Genomic DNA, 20,452 nt, shown 5'->3' on the forward strand with positions numbered 1-20,452 from the left:
TTCTATGAGTATAGGAGTGATCATATTTATCATTTCTGTCGTTGTTTCAATCATTAGCGCAGTTAATGATAAAAGTCATGAGAAACGCCAAAATCGTAAGCCTCCTCAACAAAAACATATTGAACCCGAAAACACGAATCAAAAAAGCTTTTTAGATAAAGTACAAGAAAAGCTAGAAGAATTTGAAAAAGAATTTTCAGAACCTGAACACGTCCCTCAGCAAGAAAAGCAATATCAACCTTCACAACAACCTGTACCTAAAAAGCAAGTTGAGCCAATAAAACCTAAAGTGTCAGAACAAAAAAAGCAAGAAGATACGTCAAAGCAACTCAAAGAACTGTTACAATCTCAAATGGATGAAATCGACGCCCAACTTAATAAAGAGCGTCTTAAACAGTTTGAACGCATGGAACGTAAGGCAAAAGAAATTATTCAAGATGAGTATTTATCTAATCGTACTAAGCGAATGAAATTACAACAACTCACTGAGAGAAGAGAACCAGCCCCAGCTTTAAAAGGGGACTTAACCTTTTCTGAAAATGAGGTAGTAAACGGTTTGATTTGGTCGGAAGTTTTAACCAAGCCTAAACAATTAAAATAAACTCACTCTAATAACCAAAGGGATTTTTCCTTTGGTTATTTTTATAAGTTCATTTTCTAGTTGATATTATTACATTCATCGTTATTAGTTGGCCTTAATGGCCACAATGATAACAGTAATCTCCTGCTAACAAGCTGACAAGTTTATGTCATTTCATGTTAGATTTACGGTTGAAATATAGCAAACATGATATAATAAACCTATAGCGATAAAAGAACAATTGCAACATACAATTTAAATTTGATACATTTGTAATAACAATACATGTAAAGGAGCTACTATATGCCTGGAATTATTCAGATTGACGATATCAATCAAGCACAAGCTTTATTAGGGAATAATGATGAACATATTAAACTAATTGAAGACGCGTTTGATGTTGTCATACATGCAAGAGGACAAGAAGTAGCAGTCAAAGGTGAAAAGCTGGATGCTGTTACTGAAGCGGAATCTGTACTCATCAACTTACTAAAAGTGATTGAGCAAGGTGCATCAGTTACAGTTAAAGATGTACAAGCGGCAATCAAAATGGCGAAAAATGGACAAATCGAACATCTTATTGATTTATACGAAGAAGAAATCACTAAAGATGCATTTGGAAAAACCATTCGTGCCAAAACGATGGGGCAACGTATGTATATTCATGCAATGAAAAAGAATGACTTAGTTTTTGGTATTGGTCCAGCCGGTACCGGGAAGACATTTTTAGCAGTTGTTTATGCCGCAAAAGCTTTGCGTGCTGGTCAAGTGAAAAGACTTGTACTTACTCGCCCAGCCGTAGAGGCAGGGGAATCCCTAGGTTTTTTACCCGGCGATTTAAAAGAAAAGGTGGATCCTTACCTTCGTCCTTTATATGATGGTCTGAATACAGTTCTTGGCGTTGAGCAAACCGCACGCTTTATCGAACGAGGTATTATTGAAATTGCACCTTTAGCTTATATGAGAGGGAGAACGTTAGATGATGCATTTGTCATATTAGATGAAGCGCAGAATACAACCCATGCTCAAATGAAGATGTTTTTAACACGACTTGGTTTCGGCTCAAAAATGGTTGTAACTGGAGATAAAACACAAATCGACTTACCTAAAGGCGTGAAAAGTGGCTTAATAGAGGCAGAACAACGGCTTAAAAATATTAAAGGACTATCAATTCAACATTTAGATCAAGCTGATGTCGTCCGCCATCCTTTAGTTGGAAGAATAATCAGTCGATACGAGGAGGATTAATCCATGTTTACAATTGACTTTAGTGATCATACAGGACAAGTGAAAGCAGAATGGTATGAACAAATTAATGCGTTGTTAGATTACGCAAGAACTGAAGAAGGTATAAATGAAGAAGCTGAGCTATCAGTGACATTTTCAGATAAAGATGAAATTCAATCTATTAATCGTGATTATAGAGATAAAGACCGTGTCACAGATGTTATATCTTTTGCGTTTGAAGAACAAGAAGACATTTTTGAAGGCATGGATATGCCACGTATATTAGGAGATATCATCATTTGTACTGATGTGGCACAAGAACAGGCGCAACAGTATAACCATTCATTTGAGCGTGAGCTAGGATTTTTAGCACTACATGGCTTTTTGCATTTATTAGGTTATGATCACATGACTGAAGAAGAGGAAAAAATTATGTTTAGCCGCCAAAAAGAAATACTAGAAGGCTTTGGTTTAACTAGGGATCAATGATGAATCGTTTTAAATACGCATTCCAAGGTGGTCTCACATTGTTGCGTAAAGATAGAAACTTTTTATACCATCTTATATTGGCGGTTTTAATTATAATTCTTGGAAGTTTCTTGTCGTTAAATCGAATCGAATGGATGTTAATCTTACTAGCAATATTTTTAGTTCTCATTACAGAAACGATTAATACAGCAATTGAGTACGCCGTAGATTTGACAACAGGTTCATTTCATATATTTGCAAAAAACGCAAAAGATATTTCAGCATTCAGTGTGTTGCTAGCATCTATTTTTGCTATAATTATTGGTTGTATGATTTTTATACCTAAATTGATATAAGAGGAGCTAAAAAACATGGCTTATACAGAAGAACACTACAAAGAAGTTAGAACAGCGCAACAAAAAGCATATGCACCTTATAGTAAATTTAAAGTTGGTGCATATCTTATCACGAAAGATGGACATACATTCCATGGTGCAAACGTTGAAAATGCCGCTTATCCATCATCAATTTGTGCTGAGCGTTCAGCTTTAGTTGCTGCAATTTCTCAAGGTTATCGCCCTGGAGATTTTGAATCGATTACGATAACAGTGGATAGTCCTGAACTTGCTTCACCATGTGGTCCTTGCAGACAGGTGATGAAAGAATTATGTGATGATGATATGCCTGTGTATATGACGAATCAAACAGGAGAAGTAAGAACGTCTACTGTTGCTGAACTTTTACCTTATGGATTTTCTGGAAAGGATTTAAATAATGAATGAATATAAATCAGGATTTGTAACTATCATTGGCCGTCCCAATGTTGGTAAATCTACATTTGTTAATCGTGTCATCGGTCATAAAATTGCGATTATGTCAGACAAAGCACAAACGACACGAAATAAAATACAAGGGGTCATGACAGAAAAAGATGCACAAATCGTTTTTCTGGATACACCGGGTATTCACAAACCTAAACATAAGTTAGGGGACTACATGATGAAAGTGGCTAAAAATACACTTTCTGAAATTGATGCAGTAATGTTTATGGTCAATGTCAATGAGGAGATTGGTCGAGGCGATCAATATATCATGGAGATGTTAAAAACGGTAAAAACACCTGTTTTTTTAGTCTTAAATAAAATTGATTTAGTGCATCCTGATGCATTAATGCCAAAAATCGAACAATATCAAACTTATATGGATTTTGCGGAAATTGTACCTATTTCTGCGCTAGAAGGCCATAATGTCAAACATTTTCTAAATGTATTAAAATCTTATTTACCTGAAGGACCACAATATTATCCAGATGGTCAAATTTCAGATCACCCAGAACAATTTGTCGTGAGTGAACTCATTCGTGAAAAAATTCTACAAACAACTTCTGAAGAAATCCCTCATGCTATTGGCGTCAATGTTGAGCGTATGACCAAAGAATCTGAAGATCGTGTTCATATTGAGGCTACGATTTTTGTAGAGCGTGATTCACAGAAAGGGATTGTCATTGGAAAAGGCGGCAAAAAATTAAAGGAAATCGGCAAAAGAGCGCGGCTTGATATTGAACATCTACTCGGCTCAAAAGTATACCTTGATTTATGGGTGAAAGTCCAAAAAGATTGGCGAAACAAGGCTACATTTATTAAGCAAATGGGTTACATTGAAGACGAATGATTTTGTTAATAGGGTGGTGGCGACATGTTAGTGAAACAAAAAGGCATCATCATTAAATCTGTAGATTATGGTGAATCTGATAAAATTATTACCATTTTAAATGAACATGGCGCTAAAGTTCCCCTTATGGTAAAGCGTGCCAAAAAAGTTAAATCAGGACTTCAAGCTACTACTCAACTTTTTGTACAAGGTTTGTTCATATACAACAAATGGAAAGGTATGGGAACGCTGACATCTATTGATGTAATTGATTTGAATTATGAATTGCGTCAAGATATTTATACTAATAGTTATGCCAGTCTTTGTCTAGAAACGATTGATCGCTCAATGGAAGTAGATGAAGTCAATCGGAATATGTACGCATTACTTATTTTTGTATTTGAACGAATTCATAAAGGTGTCTCTCCACAGCTTGTAGCAAATATCGTGATGTTAAAATGTATGTCACGTTTTGGTTTTGATGTAAACTTGTCTCAATGTGTGGTAACAAGAGATACCCATCCAGGTCATTTTTCACACTATAGTTTTAAATTTAACGGCGTTTTATCCCAACAGGCTGCCCCTCAAGATGAACATGCCTATCCATTATCAAATAAAACAATCTATCTTACTCAAGTCTTAAAAAATTTACCCTTGAATAAAATTAAAGAAATTCATATTCAAGATGCCATTATTGACGAAATGTCTCAATTTATTTTACTCCTGTATAAGGAGTATGCTGGCATGTATTTCAGAAGTCAAAGGCTCATTAATCAACTACATCGGCTTGAAATGAATCAAAATTTTGATCGATGAAAGGTTTGCTTATTCACTAATAAGTGTAGAAGCATAAAGAAAAATTTAACAATATAAAAATGGGAGTGAATCACATCAATGTGATCCACTCCATTTTCTTATTTAAAATTTAACTTTTTCTGCTAAAAATGCATTTAATTCACTAATTGGCATACGAACTTGTTCCATTGTATCACGATCACGCACGGTTACTTGTTGATCTTCAAGTGAATCAAAGTCGAATGTAATACAGTAAGGTGTACCAATTTCATCTTGTCGACGATAACGTTTACCAATAGATTGAGATTCATCAAAATCTACTACAAAATCTTCACTAAGTTGTTCATAAACTTTAATTGCATCTGCAGAAAGTTTTTTACTTAATGGTAAAATTGCTGCTTTATATGGTGCAATGGCAGGGTGGAAGTGTAATACTGTACGTGCATCTTTACTTCCTTCAACACCTTCTTCATCATAAGCGTCACATAAAAACGCTAATGTTACACGATCGGCACCTAATGAAGGTTCAATACAGTAAGGGATATACTTTTCATTTGTTTCTGGATCATGATATCTAAAATCATCTCCAGAGTGTTCACTGTGTTGTTTTAAGTCGTAATCTGTACGACTAGCAATACCCCATAATTCGCCCCAACCGAACGGGAAACGATATTCGATATCTGTTGTAGCATTTGAGTAGTGAGATAACTCATCTTCATCATGGTCACGTAATCGTGTGTTGTCTTTGTTAAGACCTAAATTAGTTAACCAATTCGCAGCAAATTCTTTCCAATAGTTTTGCCATTCGATTTCTGTACCAGGTTTACAGAAAAATTCTAATTCCATTTGTTCAAATTCACGTGTACGGAAAATAAAGTTTCCTGGTGTAATTTCATTACGGAAAGATTTACCAATTTGCCCAATACCAAATGGTAGTTTTTTACGCATTGAACGTTGTACGTTTTTATAGTTTACAAAAATACCTTGAGCTGTTTCAGGTCGTAAGAAGATTTCATTTGTTGAATCTTCAGTAACACCTTGGAATGTTTTAAACATTAAATTAAATTGTCGAATGTCTGTCCAATTCGCAGTACCACTTACAGGACAAGTGATGCCTTCTTCATCAATAATGCGTTTCATCTCATCAAAACTTAAACCATCTGCAATAAAGTTTTCATCGCCTTTTTCGTTTAACATATAGTCTTCAATCAATTTGTCAGCACGATATCTTATTTTACTGTCTTTGTTATCGATCATTGGATCATTAAAGTTACCTAAATGTCCTGATGCTTCCCAAGTTTTAGGGTTCATTAAAATAGCAGCATCCAAACCTACATTATAAGGTGATTGCGTAATGAACTTTTTCCACCATGCTCTTTTAATATTGTTTTTCAATTCAACACCTAATGGACCGTAATCCCAAGTATTTGCTAAACCACCATAAATTTCACTACCAGGAAAAACAAATCCTCTGTGTTTGGCTAATTGTACAATAGTATCCATGTTTTTATCCATTTCAGTTTACACTCCTTAACAATAAAAAAGCCCCAAGCCAAAGAATCAACTTTGCCTTGGGACGAATTATAATAATAATCCGCGGTTCCACCCAAATTAGTGTCGCCACTCACTTTTATTCAATTCAAATCATACGCCAAATCAGTGTGTTAAGCTTCCACCATCCTTAACTCGCTTTATTATTAATTTTAAATTATACGAATTAGAAAGGCAAGTAAAATCATAATTGTATCACTTTCGAATACAAGTTATAATGAATATTGTACTAAAAATGCAAAGTCAATCTAATTTTGATTGCATGCCAACTCAAAGTTTATATGAGGTACTATGTTTTACTTCTATAAACTTTCAATATATCGTTTTCCATAATCGATGCAATATTAACAATTTAATGTTACTGGTTTGCCAACAGATAAAAATATAGTGCTAGTATGCAAAAAGGAGGCACTTCTGCTATTTAATTAGCATAACCGTTTTCGGTTTTAAATAGTTAGAGACTCATATAGAACTTAGTCAAAGACAAGCCCATATTGTAGAAATTGTTAAGTCTTCCGGACCAATTACAGGTGAAAAGATAGCAGAACAGTTAAATTTAACTCGTGCTACACTGAGACCTGACTTAGCTATCTTAACGATGGCTGGATATTTAGAAGCAAGACCTAGAGTCGGTTACTTTTATTCTGGTAAGTCAGGATCACAACTTTTAACTGAACAATTAAAACAATATATCGTTAAAGATTACCAATCACATCCAGTGATTTTAAAGAGCGATGTGACAGTTTATGATGCGATTTGCTCGATATTTATTGAAGATGTAGGAACATTATTCATTGTTAATAATGAAAATGAACTCGTTGGTGTTTGTTCGAGAAAAGATTTACTTAGAGCTTCAATGGCAGGGCAAGACATACACACCATGCCAGTCAATATTATTATGACAAGAATGCCTAATATTGTCTTGCTCAATGAGAATGATTTAGTCTTGTATGCAGCACGACAAATGATAACGAAAGAAATAGACTCAATACCTATAGTACGAGCAAAAGAAAATGGCAAGTTTGAAGTGACAGGTCGTATTTCGAAAACCACAATCACTAAACTATTCGTATCGCTATTTGATCATTAGGAGGATAATCTATGAAAAATGTAAAAGTAATTGTTGCTTCAGATTCAGTGGGAGAGACTGCTGAACTAGTAGCTAAAGCATGTATTTCTCAATTTAAACATAGCGATCACTCATCTGACATATTACGCTATCCTTATATAGAAACAAAAGAAAATATCGACGAAATCATTGCCTTAGCAAGAGAAGTCGATTCTATCATTATATACACACTTGTGCGCCCTGATATCCGCAGTTATATGCAAGAATTAATAGAGCAATACGATCTCAAATCGGTTGATATTATGGGGCCTATGATTCAAGTGATGGAAAAAACATTTAACCAAAAATCATTAAACGAACCCGGAATTGTACATCAGCTTGACGAAGATTATTTCAAAAAAATAGAGGCTATGGAGTTTGCTGTTAAATATGACGATGGCAAAGATCCTAAAGGGTTACCTAAAGCAGATATTGTTTTAATTGGGGTATCACGCACTTCAAAAACACCTATTTCACAGTATTTAGCACATAAACGATACAAAGTGATGAATGTTCCTATCGTCCCTGAAGTGACACCTCCTGATGCGTTATTTGAAATAGATCCGCAGAAGTGTATTGCGTTGAAAATAAGTGCTGAAAAATTAAATGCAATTCGTAAAGAAAGACTTAAACAGTTAGGATTATCTGATTCCGCACGTTATGCGACAGATCAACGTATTACAGAAGAACTTGAATACTTTAATCAAATAGTTGAAAAGATAGGCTGTCCAGTTTTAGATGTTTCTAATAAAGCGATTGAGGAAACTGCCAATAATATTATTCAAATCATTGAGCATAATAATTCCTTTTTTAATGGATAAATTGTATAATAATACAACTGTCTTTTAATCATTCACAAAATTATGATGCAGTAAATTGTAATATAAGGTGATGAAATGAGAATTCCACAAAGTACGATTGACGAAATTAAGACACAATCGGACATATTAGACGTAGTGAGCGAATATGTCAAACTTGAAAAGAGGGGGCGCAATTATATCGGTTTGTGTCCTTTTCATGACGAAAAAACACCTTCTTTTACCGTTTCAGAGGACAAACAAATTTGCCACTGCTTTGGATGTAAAAAAGGAGGGAACGTGTTTCAATTTATCCAAGAAATTGAAAATGTTTCATTTACAGATGCTGTTAAAAAATTAGGCGCACGGGTCAATATTAAAGTAGATACCGGTGAGTCAAAAGAGTTAGAGCACATTGCATCAGATGATTTAACAATGATTCAAATGCATGAATCATTGCTTGATTATTATCACTATTTATTGAAAAAAACCGTTGAAGGCGAGAAAGCGCTCAAATATTTATATGATCGTGGCTTTACAGATGAAATAATAGACGAGCGTAAGATAGGATTCGCACCAAATTCATCACATTTTGCAACGAACTTTATGGAAAAAAAGGGCTATGATTTACAACTTGCGTATGAAGCAGGTATATTATCACGAAATGAAACAGAATTTAACTATTATGATCGTTTCCGTGATCGTATTATTTTTCCACTTGCCAATGCTCAAGGTCGTATTGTTGGCTATTCGGGTAGAACGTACACGGGTCAAGAACCTAAATATTTAAATAGTCCTGAATCTCCTATATTTCAAAAAAGAAAGATGCTTTATAATTTAGACAAAGCACGTAAAAGCATCCGTCAAAATGATGAAGTTATTTTACTCGAAGGATTTATGGATGTCATCAAGTCTGATAGCGCGGGCTTAAAAAATGTAGTTGCCAGTATGGGTACACAACTATCAAATGAGCATATTACGTTTCTAAAAAAACTGTGTGGTCATATTACAATTATGTATGATGGTGATAATGCTGGGATAAACGCAGCGTTAAAAACGGGTCAAACGCTGCTACAGCAACAATTTAATGTTTATGTCGTTCAATTGCCCACTAAAATGGACCCTGATGAGTATATAAGTAAATTTGGTGCAGAAAAGTTCCGTGACTTTGTTAATAAAGAGAAAAAATCATTTGTAAGCTTTAAACTTCATCTTAACCAAAGCGAAATACAAAACAACGATTTATCTTATGAGAAATATTATAAAACTTTTATAGAAGATGCAGCACACATCAATTCAAAAATTTTAAGAAATAAAGTGATACAAGATGCTGCCCAAGTGTTTAAAATAAGTGCTGAGAGTCTAAATAATGAAGTAGAACGAATAAATCCACAACAAAATGTTGCACCCAGACAAGTTCAGCATGAAACACCACAATACACAACACTTACTAAATATGAAAAAGCCGAGCGTGCACTTTTAAAACATTTTATCAGTGATAAAGAAGTATTTTTAAGCTTTTATCAAGATATTGAAGAAACAGACTTTACAAATCAACATTTTAAACGTATATTTAGTATTTTACGGGAGTTTTATTCAAATAATGATTCCTTTGTGATGAGTGACTTTATCACTTATGTTAATCAGGAAGAATTAAAAGAAGTGTTGATACATTTAGTAGATTATCCACTTAACCGTGAACCGTTTGAAAATGAAATCACTGATTATATTAAGTTGATGACTGAACATCGATTTTCAGAATCGATTGAAACACTCCATGAAAAGTTGCGCGAAGCAACCCGAATCGGGGATACAGAATCTCAAAAATACTATTTAGAGATGATTGTCAATAAAAATAGAGCTAGATTGAAGAGTCAAGAATAATTTCGGGAGGCCTTTTTATGTCAGATAACCAGGTAAAAGTAATAAAAAAAGAAACCATTGATCCGACACTCACATTAGAAGATGTAAAAAAACAACTTATTGAAAAAGGTAAAAAAGAAGGTCATCTAAGCCATGAAGAGGTAGCAGATAAATTACAAAACTTTGATATGGATTCTGACCAAATGGATGAATTTTTCGATATGATCAATGATAATGACATCCAACTTGTAAATGAAAAAGATAGTTCAGATACAGATGATAAATTAAATCCTGGCGACCTGAGTGCACCACCAGGGGTTAAAATTAATGACCCTGTAAGAATGTACTTGAAAGAAATTGGTCGTGTGGATCTTTTGAGTGCACAAGAGGAAATAGAATTAGCGAAACGTATTGAGCAAGGTGACGAAGTGGCGAAAGCACGCTTAGCTGAAGCGAATTTGCGTCTTGTTGTAAGTATTGCAAAACGCTACGTCGGACGTGGCATGTTATTTCTTGACTTAATTCAAGAAGGTAACATGGGTTTAATCAAAGCGGTAGAAAAATTCGATTTTAGTAAAGGATTCAAATTTTCTACGTATGCTACATGGTGGATTAGACAAGCGATTACACGTGCAATTGCCGACCAAGCGCGAACAATTCGTATTCCTGTTCATATGGTAGAGACAATCAATAAATTAATCCGCGTACAACGTCAATTATTACAAGACCTTGGTCGTGATCCAGCACCTGAAGAAATTGGTGAGGAAATGGATTTACCTCCTGAAAAAGTACGTGAGATTTTAAAAATTGCACAGGAACCTGTGTCTTTAGAGACACCTATTGGTGAAGAAGATGACAGCCATTTAGGTGATTTCATAGAAGATCAAGAAGCTCAAAGCCCTTCTGATCATGCAGCGTATGAATTATTAAAGGAACAATTAGAAGATGTCCTTGATACTTTAACAGACCGTGAAGAAAATGTACTTCGTTTACGTTTTGGTCTTGATGATGGACGAACACGTACATTAGAAGAAGTCGGTAAAGTATTTGGTGTGACACGTGAACGAATTCGTCAAATTGAAGCTAAAGCTTTACGTAAACTTAGACACCCAAGTCGCAGTAAACGTTTGAAAGATTTCATGGACTAAGACTAAAAGCGCATATAATAATGGGATAGATGAATAAAGGCTTTATTTCAAATTCGACTAAAGTGCTTCATACGACTTAAAAAGATATTAATGCTTTAGTCAGCCTTGTTAAGGTGGGACTATGAAATTTAAATTCAGTTTAGATTTCTATCCCACTCTTTTTTTGTATCAACATCTAATTGATACGTCATTTTATTTAGCATTTTACATAGAGGAGGGATTACTATCATTCCAATAAATAAACGACTAAAAAAGGTCAGTGAATATGTTACCGGTGATGTCCTTGCTGATATTGGCTCAGATCACGCTTTTTTACCTATGTTTTGTATTGAAAATGGTTTGATAGATCATGCTATTGCAGGAGAAGTCATTAAAGGACCATATCAATCTGCTGTGAAAAGTGTACAGCTTCACGGCTATCAATCTAAAATTGATGTGCGCCTTGGAGATGGGTTAACTATTCTAACTGAGAACGACAAGATAGATACCGTGGCGATATGTGGCATGGGCGGACCATTGATTGCTCGAATTTTAAAACAAGGTGCCGCATACATTCAAAATCAACCGAGATTAGTTTTGCAGTCTAATATTCAAAGTCAGCCTATACGCGAATTTTTACAAAAAAATGGCTATCAAATTACTACAGAAACATTATTGAAAGAGCGTGCGCATATTTATGAAATCATTGTTGCGGATCCCGGTAAAATGCAGCTGTCTGAACGAGATTTAAAATTTGGTCCATTTTTACACCCATCACCCAATGATTTATTTATTGAAAAGTGGGAAAGAGAGTTAGAGGCATTATCGGACATTAAGAAAAATCTCAATCCTGAAAAGCATAAGCAACGTTGGAACGAGATAAACAATTTAGAAAGTGACATAAAAGAGGTGTTACCACAATGCAACTCAAAAAGCTTTTAGAAATTTTAAATAAAAATGTCCCATTCCATACTGCTGAATCATGGGATAATGTAGGTTTATTAATTGGCAATAAAGAGAGTGAAGTTACAGGTATCTTAACCGCGCTTGATTGTACGGGTGAAATTGTCGATGAAGCTATAGAAAAGAATATAAACACCATCATTGCGCATCATCCTCTTATATTTAAAGGCATCAAACAAATTATTGATGATGATGCATATGGGTCAATTATATACCGCTTAATTCAAAATAACATTAATTTAATTGCATTGCATACCAATTTAGACGTTCATCCTGAAGGCGTAAATGCCATGCTTGCTGAAAAGATTGGTCTAAAAGATTTCGAACTTCTTAACAAAGAAAAAGAGCATTATTATAAAATTCAAATATATATTCCTGAAGAAAATGCTGAGGCTTTTAAAGATACTTTATCACAGCATGGTCTTGCCCAAGAGGGAGAATATGCGTACTGTTTCTTTAATACAAATGGAAAGGGGCAATTTAAGCCTTTAGAAAACGCAAATCCTCATATTGGTGAAATTGGTAGAGTTGAGACGGTGCAAGAACAAAAAATTGAATTTATGATTCAATCTCATCAACGTTCTCTAGCAGAAGCATTAATTCATCAATACCACCCGTACGAAACACCCGTCTATGATGTCATTCAAATGACACGAACATCTCATCATGGTCTGGGGATGATCGGAAATCTTGAACATAAAATGACGGTCAATTCCTTCGTCAATCAGGTTAAAAATGCTTTACAAATGCCAAGTGTAAGATTTATTGGAGATATTAACGCTTCAATTCAACGCGTTGCAATTATTGGTGGATCTGGAATGGGCTATGAGGTGCAAGCACAGCAATCTGGTGCGGACCTTTTTATAACAGGAGATATTAAACATCATGATGCATTAGATGCAAAAATAGCAGGTATCAACTTATTAGATATTAACCATTATAGTGAATATGTAATGAAAGAAGGGCTCGTTCATTTGTTAAGAAATTGGTTAGAGCCAGAACTGGAACATTCATTCAAAATTGAAGCCTCCGCACGCAATACCGATCCTTACGATTATTTATAAAAGATAGTGTAAAAATCTTATAAAATTCACAAACAAAAGCTGAAAAGTTAGCTAATGGTCAATTAAAATCTATTTTTACTAAAGCAAAAGTCGAAGCAATTGTATCAAACTGCTTCGACTTTTATATGTTATTCCATAATTTTAACAGGTTTAGCTTTTTTAATTTTAGGTAGAATTTTCTCAACAGGCACATTAGAGTGAGTTGTATGAGTTTCAGGATTCATTGAATCGTAATCTTTCAAGAAGTTAATCACTTCTTTTACAATTGGCGTTGGCGTCGAAGCCCCTGCAGTAACAGCTACAGTCTCAACACCTTTAAGCCATTCAAGTTTAAGTTGTGAAATGTCTGCAATTCGATATGATTGCGTATGTGCGATATCTTTAGAAACTTGTGCAAGGCGATTAGAATTATTACTTTTTGGATCACCGACAACAATTAGTAGGTCAGCTGCACCAGCTTGCTCAGCAACTGCTTCTTGTCTCACTTGCGTCGCTTGACATATCTCTTTATGTTGTTCAATGTGTGGGAACTTCTCTTGTAAATCCTCCATTAAATGTAAAACATCCCATTGAGACATCGTTGTTTGGTTGGTCACAATCAAAGGATAATCATTGAGTGTATCTGGTAAAGCTTCTACATCTTCTTTCGTTTCAACAAGATAAACAATATCTGGTGCAACACCGACAGCACCTTCTGGCTCAGGATGACCTTTTTTACCAATATATATGACATGATAGCCACTTGCCTTTTTCTCTCTAATCAAAGCGTGTGTATTCTCAACATCTGGGCATGTGGCATCAATGCATGTTAGTCCCTTAGCTTTAGCACGTTTTTTCACTTCTGGTGAAACACCATGTGCAGTGAAAATAACAGTACCTTCTGAAATCTGTTCTAAAATCTCTAATCGATTTGGTCCGTCTAATGTGATAATACCATCCGTTTCAAAAGCATCCGTTACATGCTTGTTATGAACAATCATACCAAGTATATAGATAGGCCGTGGTAAATTAGGGTCAAGCGAAGCATTTCTAGCAATCACCATCGCATCGACAACACCATAACAATAACCACGAGGGGTAATCTTAATAATTTCCATTTTTATACACGAACCTCCTTCGATACATCATTATATCAGTAACACCGTACTTTTAAAATTAAAATACAAATAAAATCTAGATTTAGTCTCACAACTACAAATGTAAAAATCATATTTAAAAACATGCACTTTGCTTATTTTCATTAAACATGATTTCATTTATAATATAGAGACGAATCTTTAAGGAGGCCAAATCATGGCAAATCATCCATTTGACCAATTTCGTTTTGATTCAAACTTAATTGAAGCAATTAAATCATTAAATTTTAAACAACCCACTGAAATACAACAACGTGTGATTCCAAAAATAATGAAACGTGTAAATCTGATTGGTCAATCACAAACGGGTACAGGGAAATCTCATGCATTTCTTTTACCGTTATTCCAACAAATTGATCCCACATACGAGGAACCACAAGCCATTATCGTTGCACCAACACGTGAGTTAGCAACGCAACTTTACCAAGCTGCGCAACACCTTAGTCAATTTAAAAAGAATGTAAAAGTAAGCTTATTTATTGGTGGAACTGATTTTGAAAAAGACAAACAAAAGACTACGGTTCAACCCCAATTGGTGATTGGTACACCAACGCGCATAAACGATCTCGCTAAATCGGGTGCGTTACATGTTCATTTAGCAAACTATTTAGTTGTAGATGAAGCTGATTTAATGATTGATTTAGGTCTCATCGAAGACGTGGATCAAATCGCGTCTAAACTTGATGAACAAGCAAAAATGGCTGTTTTTAGTGCAACAATTCCTAAGACATTATATCCATTTTTAAATAAATATTTAGAGCAACCAGAATTTATCGAAGTTAAGAGTGAATCGAAAAATAAAAAGAGTATTGAATTCTTCCTTATTCCTACAAAAGGCGCACAAAAGATAGATAAAACCGTTTCACTAATTGAACTTTTAAATCCATATCTCGCAATTATATTTTGTAATAGTAGAGACAGTGCGGATGCGCTCGCAAATGAGATACAGCAACGGGGCATTCAAGTAGGTATGATTCATGGTGGCTTGTCTCCACGCGAACGTAAACAACAAATGAAGCGAATCCGAAACTTAGATTATCAATATGTGATTGCAAGTGATTTAGCTTCAAGAGGAATCGACATTGAAGGGGTCAGTCACGTCATTAATTTTGATGTACCTAAAGACATTGACTTCTTTACACATCGTGTTGGCAGAACGGGACGCGGTAATTATAAGGGCATTGCAATTACACTTTATACACCTGAAGAAGAAGAACTGATTCATTTAATTGAACAAAAAGGATATCAGTTTGAAAATGTAGATATTAAAAATGGTGAATTAAAACCTATCAAAGCTCACAATACGAGAAAACTACGTCAAAAACAAGATGATCACATTACGCAACAAGTAAAACATAAAGTGAAACGTAATAATAAGAAAAAAGTTAAACCAGGGTATAAGAAAAAATATAAGCAAGAGCTTGAACAGATAAAACGCCAAGAAAAAAGACAGTTTAGCAGAAGTAAAAAACGACAAGCTCGAAAGAATAAAAGATAAAAAAGGACAGGATAATTATGTTAATAGGTTCTCACGTCTCAATGAGTGGTAAAAAAATGTTACAAGCATCCGCTGAAGAGGCACATCAATACGGGGCTTCAACATTTATGATTTATACTGGAGCACCCCAAAATACACGTCGCAAAGCGATAGAAGATCTTAATATCGAAAACGGTAAAGCAACAATGGAAAAATATGGTTTATCAAATATTGTTGTACATGCACCCTACATTATTAATATTGCTAATACGAACAAACCAGAAGTCTTTGAACTAGGTGTAAATTTCTTGCAGAATGAAATTGAGCGTACAGAGGCAATTGGAGCCAAAGATATCGTCTTACATCCAGGTGCGCATGTTGGTGCTGGTCCTGAAGTCGGTATTAAAAAAATTATTGAGGGACTTAATGAAGTCTTAACCAACCAAAACGATGTTAGAATAGCGCTTGAAACAATGGCTGGAAAAGGTTCAGAGGTGGGCCGAACTTTTGAAGAACTCGCTCAAATTATTGATGGTGTTACACACAATGAACGACTTTCTGTTTGCTTAGATACATGCCATATTCACGATGCAGGATATGATGTCGTTCATGATTTTGATGGTGTTTTAGACGAATTTGACCGTATTATAGGGGTAGACCGTATTAAAGTCGTCCATGTGAATGATAGTAAAAACCCAATTTCAGCTCATAAAGATCGACATGAAAACATTGGTTTTGGTCATATCGGATTTGATGCACTCAATTATGTCGTACATCATGATCAATTTAAGGATATTCCTAAAATTTTAGAAACGCCATACGTTGGGGAAGATAAGAAAAATAAAAAACCTCCTTATCGTTATGAAATAGAAGCTTTCAAAAACAACAAATTCGATCCTGAAATGAAAAATAAGATTATGTCAGTTTAATCTATAGCTCAGAATGATTTTTTGAACTGGCATATTGTGTCAGTTATCTAAATTCAAAAGTGCACTTGAGATATACAAGTTGCACAAATAGGGGTGAGCGCTAATTTTTTAGTCTCACTCCTTTAAATTTTGATTGAATTAGTACTAAATTTTTACATTATAAAAATCGCGTATTTAATGTTATAATAAATCGAAGTCGGAAAGATTACTATTTACATTGTATGCTTTAAATCAATATGGTGAAAATTGAGGTGAAAAGATGCCACAACCAGTCTTTGAATTAAAAGGAATAGACTTTTTTTATGACAATAAAAAAGTATTAGAAAATATCAACATTCGTATCAATAAAGGTGAATTTTTAGCAATTGTTGGACCTAATGGCGCGGGTAAGTCTACGTTGCTCAAATTAATTTTAGGTATTTTGCCAATTCAAAAGGGCGAAATTCTTATTGATGGAGAGTCATATCACAAAAAATTGACGACCGATAAAATCAGTTATGTCTCACAAAAAGCGTCATCTGTTACATCTGGTTTTCCAGCTACTGTAAAAGAAGTCGTTTTGAGTGGTTTAACTCGTAAAAAGCGTCTTTTCAGATGGTTTAGCAACTCTGATGATCAGAAAGTAGATCAGGTCTTGAATCGATTGAATATATCGCAATTAAAACATAAAAATATTGCACAATTATCTGGAGGGCAACAGCAACGTGTATTAATTGCACGAGCACTTGTCTCTGAACCTTCTGTACTTGTATTAGATGAGCCAACTAATGGTATAGATGCGAAACATGTCGGTGAATTTTATGAGACGTTAGATCACCTCAAAAAAGAAGGCGTTACAATTATTTTAGTAACACACGATATTGGTGTTGTTGTTGATACAGCAACTGAAGTGGCTTGTTTAAATAAACATTTGCACTTCCATGGGGCAACAAGTGAATTCAAATCACTTGATGAAGTTGAAATTTCTAAAATTTATGGCCACCCCATTAAATTTGTAGACCATAAACATGATAGGGATTGTTGTGTATGATTGATGCATTATTGAATTTTGAATTTATCAGGTATTCTTTTATTAGTGGTATATTGATAGGGGTTATTGCTCCATTAATCGGTACGTTTATCGTTGTAAGACGTTTATCATTAATTGCAGATGCTTTAAGTCACGTGACTCTTGGTGGGATATCATTCGGCATGTACTTGTTAACTGTCTCATCAGTATTTGCATTTATAAATCCGATATGGACAGGTATTATTTTTGCAATTATTGGTGCGTTGTTAATTGAAAAACTTAGAACATCTTATAAAAACTATTCTGAAATCGCTATACCTATTATTATGAGTACAGGTATTGGATTAAGTGCGATATTTATATCTTTAGCCAAAGGCTTTAACCAGGAACTTTTAGGCCTTTTATTTGGTTCTATTAGTGCTGTATCGCTGAGTGATTTGTTTACAATTATTACAATTACGGTATTAGTGTTATTATATATCATGTTATTTTATAAAGAGCTATTTATACTCTCTTTTGATACAGAGTACAGCCAAGTTATCGGTATACCAAAGTGGATTCAATTTTTATTTATCGTTATTGTCGCTTTAGTGATATCTGCTTCTATGCGTGTTATTGGTGTATTGCTTGTTAGTGCGCTAATTACACTTCCTGTTGCAATTGCAATGCGTTGGACAAAAGGGTTTAAGCAATTTATATTCTTAAGTATCACGATTGGTGAGTTTTCTGTCATTATTGGGCTGGTTACTGCATTTTATTTAAATATCTCACCTGGTGGTATTATTGTTGTTATTTTAGTCATGATGTTAATGTTAACGCTATTTTATCAGTCCTTTGTAGTCAGAAAATTTAAAGGAGTGAATGAGAATGAAAACAAATGAAGCCATTCGTATATTAAAAAATAATGGGCATAAATATACGAACAAAAGAAGAGATATGATTGAGCTGTTTATTAATGAGGATAAATATATCAATGCTAAGACCATCCAACAACACATGAATGCGCACTATCCAGGTATATCTTTCGATACAATTTATAGAAACTTACACTTATTTAAAACTTTAGGCATCATCGAAGGAACAGAAATGGATGGAGAAATGAAGTTTCGTGCGGCATGCACTTCTCATCATCACCACCATTTTATTTGTAAAGTATGCGGAGATACAAAAGTCATTGATTTTTGTCCAATGTCTGAAATCAAAGCAAAACTACCAAATGTTGACATTGAAATGCATAAATTAGAAGTTTACGGTATGTGTGAAAAATGTAAGCAAAAAGGCTACCATCTTGTTTAATTAGAGAGATCTCTATTTACTTTAGTAAAAAATGAAATGTATTGTAAAAATAGTAAAAACCCGAACGTTTGCTTTCTTTGACGTTCGGGTTTTGATATTTGTTCAGCAAAATAGGGTAAACACGTGATGTCTAGTTTTGATTTGCAGTTGCTTCTTTTTTCTTGTTTTCTTCCCATTCAGCAGCAAGTTTATCAATTTCCATTTTTAATTCATCCACCATTGTTTCTTCAGGTACTTTTCTCACTGTTTTCCCTTTCATAAATAACAAGCCTTCTCCACGAGCGCCGGCAATACCAATATCTGCTTCTCTCGCTTCACCTGGACCGTTTACGGCACAACCCAGTACTGCTACTTTTAAAGGAACTTGAAGTTTCTCAATGTATTCTTCTACTTCATTTGCAATTGAAATTAAATCAATTTCGATACGGCCACAAGTTGGACATGCAATCAAAGTTGCCGCATTGCTTGCTAAGCCAAAAGATTTTAATAAAGACTTTGCAACTTTAACTTCTTCAACTGGATCTGCTGAAAGTGAAATTCTCATTGTGTTACCAATACCAAGAGATAAAATTGCACCCAAACCAGCAGAAGATTTAACTGTACCATTAAACAATGTACCACTTTCTGTAATACCAAGATGTAATGGGTAATCAAATGCTTGTGCAGCCTTTGTATAAGCTTCAATTGCGAGATTAACATCACTCGCTTTCATTGACACGATAATGTCATGAAAATCTAAATCCTCTAAAATTTTAATATGATGTAATGCACTTTCTACCATACCATCAGCAGTAGGGTAACCATATTTTTTTAGAATATGTTTTTCAAGAGAACCCGCATTAACACCAATTCGAATTGGGATTCCTTTTTCTTTACAAGCTTCCACAACAGCTTCTACTTTTTCACGTCTTCCGATATTACCTGGATTAATACGGATTTTGTCCGCACCATTTTCAATCGCAATCAATGCTAATTTATAATTAAAATGGATATCTACTACAAGCGGGATATTAATTTGTGCTTTAATATCTTTAATAGCGTACGCATCTTCTTCGTTTGGACATGCAACACGTACAATTTGACAACCTGCTTCCTCTAAGCGTTTAATTTCAGCCACTGTTGCCTCTACATCGTGAGTTTTCGTCGTTGTCATACTCTGAATAACAACTTCATCTGCACCACCAATTGTTAAATTACCGACTTTAACAGGGCGCGTATTTTTACGATGTGTAATTTCAGCCATAATAGGAACTCCTTTATGAATAATTTTAACTTGAAAATGCACTTCTAAGAGGCGATTAATTCAACGTTATTTCATATTATACAATAAGCCCACCTGCATATTCAAAACAATTAGATTGAGAATGTCATAAATTTTTCATAAACATTGTAAAGTGAATATTTACCATTAG

At 34.5% G+C, this 20,452-nt stretch carries 21 protein-coding genes; 18 read left to right on the forward strand and 3 right to left on the reverse strand.

All coding sequences use genetic code 11. The features are described from left to right. Positions 1-4 precede the first annotated feature (4 nt). The 7 genes from CD118_RS06020 (at position 5) to recO (ending at position 4,741) form a co-directional block, all read left to right on the forward strand. Positions 5-601 (forward strand): hypothetical protein, encoded by a 597-nt coding sequence (locus tag CD118_RS06020; RefSeq protein WP_060829838.1) that lies wholly within the window; start codon positions 5-7, stop codon positions 599-601. Between the two features lie 282 nt (positions 602-883). Then, complete coding sequence (locus CD118_RS06025; RefSeq protein WP_060829839.1) at positions 884-1,828, forward strand: PhoH family protein; 945 nt, start codon at positions 884-886, stop codon at positions 1,826-1,828. A 3-nt stretch (positions 1,829-1,831) separates the two neighbouring features. After that, positions 1,832-2,296 carry an rRNA maturation RNase YbeY gene (ybeY, locus tag CD118_RS06030; RefSeq protein ID WP_060829840.1) on the forward strand — a complete coding sequence of 155 codons (465 nt, stop codon included), beginning with the start codon at positions 1,832-1,834 and terminating at the stop codon, positions 2,294-2,296. Next, positions 2,293-2,631 (forward strand): diacylglycerol kinase family protein, encoded by a 339-nt coding sequence (locus CD118_RS06035; RefSeq protein WP_082704412.1) that lies wholly within the window; start codon positions 2,293-2,295, stop codon positions 2,629-2,631. Before ybeY ends, CD118_RS06035 begins: the two co-directional genes overlap by 4 nt. A 15-nt stretch (positions 2,632-2,646) precedes the next feature. Further along, positions 2,647-3,057 (forward strand): cytidine deaminase, encoded by a 411-nt coding sequence (gene cdd, locus CD118_RS06040; protein ID WP_060829842.1) that lies wholly within the window; start codon positions 2,647-2,649, stop codon positions 3,055-3,057. Then, the gene (gene era, locus CD118_RS06045; protein WP_103356391.1) at positions 3,050-3,946 is read left to right on the forward strand and encodes a GTPase Era; all 897 of its coding nucleotides are present in this window, start codon (positions 3,050-3,052) and stop codon (positions 3,944-3,946) included. The genes cdd and era overlap by 8 nt, the downstream gene beginning before the upstream one ends. Before the next feature lie 24 nt (positions 3,947-3,970). Then, on the forward strand, positions 3,971-4,741 hold the full coding sequence (gene recO / locus CD118_RS06050; RefSeq protein ID WP_050330790.1) for a DNA repair protein RecO: 771 nt from the start codon (positions 3,971-3,973) through the stop codon (positions 4,739-4,741). A 102-nt stretch (positions 4,742-4,843) separates the two neighbouring features. Here recO and CD118_RS06055 read toward each other — a convergent pair whose 3' ends face one another. Next, positions 4,844-6,235 (reverse strand): glycine--tRNA ligase, encoded by a 1,392-nt coding sequence (locus CD118_RS06055; RefSeq protein ID WP_016425201.1) that lies wholly within the window; start codon positions 6,233-6,235, stop codon positions 4,844-4,846. A gap of 502 nt (positions 6,236-6,737) precedes the next feature. Between CD118_RS06055 and ccpN the strand changes: the two genes are divergently transcribed. From ccpN to CD118_RS06085, 6 genes are all read left to right on the forward strand, one after another. Further along, positions 6,738-7,361, forward strand: a complete 624-nt coding sequence (gene ccpN / locus CD118_RS06060; protein ID WP_081635142.1) for a transcriptional regulator CcpN — start codon at positions 6,738-6,740, stop codon at positions 7,359-7,361. An 11-nt stretch (positions 7,362-7,372) separates the two neighbouring features. After that, positions 7,373-8,200: a pyruvate, water dikinase regulatory protein gene (locus CD118_RS06065; RefSeq protein ID WP_050330791.1), complete on the forward strand. Its 828-nt coding sequence runs from the start codon at positions 7,373-7,375 to the stop codon at positions 8,198-8,200. A 75-nt stretch (positions 8,201-8,275) separates the two neighbouring features. Next, on the forward strand, positions 8,276-10,060 hold the full coding sequence (gene dnaG / locus CD118_RS06070) for a DNA primase (protein WP_060829845.1): 1,785 nt from the start codon (positions 8,276-8,278) through the stop codon (positions 10,058-10,060). Positions 10,061-10,077: 17 nt separating this feature from the next. Then, complete coding sequence (rpoD, locus tag CD118_RS06075; protein ID WP_016425197.1) at positions 10,078-11,187, forward strand: RNA polymerase sigma factor RpoD; 1,110 nt, start codon at positions 10,078-10,080, stop codon at positions 11,185-11,187. Positions 11,188-11,412: 225 nt separating this feature from the next. Further along, the gene (locus CD118_RS06080) at positions 11,413-12,108 is read left to right on the forward strand and encodes a tRNA (adenine(22)-N(1))-methyltransferase (protein ID WP_060829846.1); all 696 of its coding nucleotides are present in this window, start codon (positions 11,413-11,415) and stop codon (positions 12,106-12,108) included. Beyond that, on the forward strand, positions 12,087-13,193 hold the full coding sequence (locus tag CD118_RS06085; RefSeq protein ID WP_060829847.1) for a Nif3-like dinuclear metal center hexameric protein: 1,107 nt from the start codon (positions 12,087-12,089) through the stop codon (positions 13,191-13,193). Before CD118_RS06080 ends, CD118_RS06085 begins: the two co-directional genes overlap by 22 nt. 128 nt (positions 13,194-13,321) lie before the next feature. Here CD118_RS06085 and CD118_RS06090 read toward each other — a convergent pair whose 3' ends face one another. Beyond that, positions 13,322-14,290: a 4-hydroxy-3-methylbut-2-enyl diphosphate reductase gene (locus CD118_RS06090; protein WP_103356392.1), complete on the reverse strand. Its 969-nt coding sequence runs from the start codon at positions 14,288-14,290 to the stop codon at positions 13,322-13,324. Between the two features lie 196 nt (positions 14,291-14,486). On the opposite strand from CD118_RS06090, the gene CD118_RS06095 reads away from it, so the two are divergent. The 5 genes from CD118_RS06095 to CD118_RS06115 all read left to right on the forward strand — a co-directional run bounded on the left by CD118_RS06095 (position 14,487) and on the right by CD118_RS06115 (position 19,040). Beyond that, positions 14,487-15,827 (forward strand): DEAD/DEAH box helicase, encoded by a 1,341-nt coding sequence (locus CD118_RS06095; protein ID WP_103356393.1) that lies wholly within the window; start codon positions 14,487-14,489, stop codon positions 15,825-15,827. Positions 15,828-15,844: 17 nt separating this feature from the next. Beyond that, positions 15,845-16,735 carry a deoxyribonuclease IV gene (locus CD118_RS06100; RefSeq protein ID WP_050330797.1) on the forward strand — a complete coding sequence of 297 codons (891 nt, stop codon included), beginning with the start codon at positions 15,845-15,847 and terminating at the stop codon, positions 16,733-16,735. 259 nt (positions 16,736-16,994) lie between these two features. Then, the gene (locus tag CD118_RS06105; RefSeq protein ID WP_050330798.1) at positions 16,995-17,765 is read left to right on the forward strand and encodes a metal ABC transporter ATP-binding protein; all 771 of its coding nucleotides are present in this window, start codon (positions 16,995-16,997) and stop codon (positions 17,763-17,765) included. Beyond that, positions 17,762-18,625, forward strand: coding sequence for a metal ABC transporter permease (locus tag CD118_RS06110; RefSeq protein WP_060829849.1), 864 nt, complete (start codon positions 17,762-17,764; stop codon positions 18,623-18,625). The genes CD118_RS06105 and CD118_RS06110 overlap by 4 nt, the downstream gene beginning before the upstream one ends. Continuing rightward, entirely contained in the window at positions 18,612-19,040 is a 429-nt protein-coding gene (locus CD118_RS06115; RefSeq protein ID WP_050330800.1) for a Fur family transcriptional regulator, read from the forward strand. The genes CD118_RS06110 and CD118_RS06115 overlap by 14 nt, the downstream gene beginning before the upstream one ends. A gap of 130 nt (positions 19,041-19,170) precedes the next feature. Here the strand turns inward: CD118_RS06115 and ispG are convergent, their stop codons facing one another. Further along, positions 19,171-20,274, reverse strand: coding sequence for a flavodoxin-dependent (E)-4-hydroxy-3-methylbut-2-enyl-diphosphate synthase (gene ispG / locus CD118_RS06120; protein WP_171839466.1), 1,104 nt, complete (start codon positions 20,272-20,274; stop codon positions 19,171-19,173). Between the last annotated feature and the right edge of the window lie 178 nt (positions 20,275-20,452).

This window comes from Staphylococcus coagulans, assembly GCF_002901995.1.
Classification (GTDB): Bacteria; Bacillota; Bacilli; order Staphylococcales; family Staphylococcaceae; genus Staphylococcus; species Staphylococcus coagulans.